Annotated in this window: 3 protein-coding genes and 1 pseudogene; 1 reads left to right on the top strand and 3 read right to left on the bottom strand. The window is 68.4% G+C overall.

The features are described from left to right. A pseudogene (locus tag DD1DGNOD_RS26705) lies at positions 1-284 on the top strand (hypothetical protein); the annotation flags it as partial. On the opposite strand, the gene DD1DGNOD_RS08225 reads toward DD1DGNOD_RS26705, so the two are convergent. The 3 genes from DD1DGNOD_RS08225 to DD1DGNOD_RS08215 all read right to left on the bottom strand — a co-directional run bounded on the left by DD1DGNOD_RS08225 (position 254) and on the right by DD1DGNOD_RS08215 (position 2,840). Further along, a complete protein-coding gene (locus DD1DGNOD_RS08225) occupies positions 254-736 on the bottom strand; it encodes a ribose-5-phosphate isomerase (RefSeq protein ID WP_131765958.1) in 483 nt (160 codons plus the stop codon). The pseudogene DD1DGNOD_RS26705 and the gene DD1DGNOD_RS08225 sit on opposite strands and share 31 nt — an antisense overlap. A gap of 113 nt (positions 737-849) precedes the next feature. Then, positions 850-1,536, bottom strand: a complete 687-nt coding sequence (locus tag DD1DGNOD_RS08220) for a disulfide bond formation protein DsbA (protein ID WP_131769819.1) — start codon at positions 1,534-1,536, stop codon at positions 850-852. An 86-nt stretch (positions 1,537-1,622) separates the two neighbouring features. Beyond that, positions 1,623-2,840 carry an AI-2E family transporter gene (locus DD1DGNOD_RS08215; protein WP_241255555.1) on the bottom strand — a complete coding sequence of 406 codons (1,218 nt, stop codon included), beginning with the start codon at positions 2,838-2,840 and terminating at the stop codon, positions 1,623-1,625.

The raw sequence follows: 2,840 nt of genomic DNA, 5'->3' as shown, positions 1-2,840 counted from the left end.
GGAACACCCCGGCGGACCCCGGCGACGGCCAGCAGGACAGGCCGGGCCGCCGCTGGAGCACCGGCGATCCCGGCCTGCGCGCACTGGTCGGCGCCGGGCGGTCGCGGCTACCTCCGGGGACGGCTATGCGGGCCCGCGACATCGCCCGCCCCGACCTCGACGACCTGGCCGAGGCCGAACGCAGCGTCGTCATTCGCCGGCGCCAGTGGACGGACCACCCCGCGGCCACCGCCGGCCGGGCGCAGCGCCGGCCTCAGGGGGCCAGCGGGGCCGACGGCACCTGAACCACACCGGTTCGCTCGTAGGAGGAGATCATGCCGATCCGCCGGACATGACGCTGTTCGGCGCTGAACGGCGTCCGCAGGAACACCTCGACGAAGCTCACGGCCTCGGGGACGGTATGCATCCGGGCACCAAGGCTGATCACGTTGGCGTCGTTGTGCAACCGGGCGAGCCGGGCGGTTTCGGTGCTCCAGACCAACGCCGCACGCACGCCGGAGACCTTGTTCGCACATATGACCTCGCCGTTGCCGGAACCACCGAGAACGATGCCGAAGGCGTCCGGTTCGCTCGCGGTCGCAGTCGCGGCCGCGAGCACGTACGGCGGATAGTCGTCGTCCGGATCATAGGTGGCAGGTCCGTGGTCGACCGGCGTATGACCGTGCTCGGTCAGCCATGTGATCAACGAGACCTTCAGTTGGAAGCCCGCATGGTCGGAACCTAGATGAACGCGCATGGGTGGAAATGATGCCCGTCCCATGTGGTCGTCACTCCCGCTCCCGCTGAAAAGGAGGAAACCGCACCTGACAGGCGACACGCGGAGCGCATCGCCGCGCCGTCGGCACCCGCTCAGTCGAACGAGGGAGCGGCGTCCCGGGTGCGCTTGAGCTCGTAGAAGCCGGGCGTACCGGCAACGAGCACCACACCGTCCCAGAGTCTGCCGGCGGCTTCGCCCTTCGGCGCCGGGGTGACGACCGGGCCGAAGAAGGCCGTGTCCCCCACCGCGATCACCGGGGTTCCCACATCCATGCCCACACGGTCCATGCCGTCGTGGTGACTCGCCCGCAGCGCCTGGTCGAACTCGTCCGACGCTGCCGCGTCCACAAGATCTGCGGGCAGGCCGGCCTCGGCCAGCGCCGCGGCGAAGGTGTCGGTGTTCCACTGCGCCTTCTCCAGATGATGACGCCGGCCCAGCGCCGTGTAGAGCGGGAGCAGCACCTCGTCGCCATGGCGCGCCGCAGCGGCGATACAGATCCGCACCGGACCCCACAGGAGCTTCATCTGCTCCCGGTACTGCTGCGGGACGTCCCTGCCCTCGTTGAGGACGGCGAGGCTCATCACGTGCCAGTTGAACCGCACCGGCCGCACCTGTTCGACGTTCAGCGCCCAGCGCGAGGTCAGCCACGCCCAGGGGCAGCTCGGATCGAACCAGAAGCCGGCCTGCGTAGGGACGGAAGGGCCAGAAGGCCCCGGATCCGATCCGGAGGCCGGTGATGGGCGTGCGGACACGGTCTCGATCCCGGACTGCGTGGTCACAAGTCACTCCTGATCGCCAAAAACGGGCACGTCGACAGCGCGATCATGCTTTTCGCACTGCTGGGAGGCCCAGGTTCATCGGTCACTTAGGCGCAACTATCGGGAGCGGGTGGCTGCTTCCCGGATCGGGCGAGATAGCCCGCGACTCGGTTGATCACTGCCACGAACGGCACAGCGGCAACCGCTCCGGGGATGCCGGCCAGTACACCACCCGCGGACAGTGAGATGACGATCGCCAGCGGGTGCAGGCGCACCGCCCGTCGCATGACCAACGGCTGGAGCAGGTGACCTTCGATCTGCTGTACGCCGAGCACCACACCGAGGATGACCAGCGCGGGTACCAGACCGTTGGAGACGAGCGTGACCAGGATGGCCGCCACGCCTGCCACCGTCGCGCCGACGATCGGGATGAAACCTCCCAGAAAGGTCAGCAGCGCCAGCGGCGCGACCAAGGGAACCCCGACGGCCAGCAGCCCGATGGTGATACCGATCGCGTCCACCAGCGCCACGAACATCGTCCCGCGGATGTATCCCGTGATGGTCGCCCATGCCTCCCTCCCCGCGCCCCGGACCCGCTCCTCGCTGCCCGAGGGGAAACGGGCCACGATCCAGTCCCAGATCCGGTCGCCGTCGTGGACGAAGAAGAAGGTCGCGAACAGGGTGAGCAGGATTCCGGTGATCACCTCGGCGGCGACCGTGGCTCCGGAGAGCACTCCGGAGACCAGCCGGCCCCGGTTGTTCGCCAAAGCCGTGGTGATGTCGTTCGTGAGATCGTCCAGCTGGCTCTTCGACAGGTGCAGAGGGCCGTCCTGCAGGTAGTCGCGAACCTGCTCCACACCCTTGCTGATCTGGTCGGAAAGATTGGGGAACTCGTTGGCCGCGTTGAAGCCGACGCCCACTCCGGCGCCCGCCACCAGGATCAGGAAGCCGAAGACGGTCACGAAGGACGACGCGAGCCTGGGTACCCCGCGTCGACGCAGACCGAGAGCCGTCGGGTAGATCATGGCGCTGATGAGCAGGCCTGCGATCACTGGGATCACCACGACGCGGACACGTCCGACCACGAGCAGAAGTACGTAGATCGCCAGACCGATGACGAGCAGGCGCCACGACCATCCGGCAGCCACCCGCAGTGGTGCCGGAACCTGCGCATCGACCGGTTCGATTGAGGTGGCAGGCCCTTCGGTCGAGGTGACAGGCCCCTCCGGCGCAACGACCGTGCCCGGCGCCGCAACATCCGGCAGCACAGGGTCCGGCAGCACAGAGTCCGGCAGCACAGAGTCCGGGACGGCGGCATCCGGCAC

Source organism: Candidatus Protofrankia californiensis (assembly GCF_900634765.1).
Classification (GTDB): Bacteria; Actinomycetota; Actinomycetes; order Frankiales; family Frankiaceae; genus Protofrankia; species Protofrankia californiensis.
The sequence above is the reverse complement of the archived record's forward strand: the minus strand, read 5'-3'. Positions and strand labels throughout refer to the sequence as shown.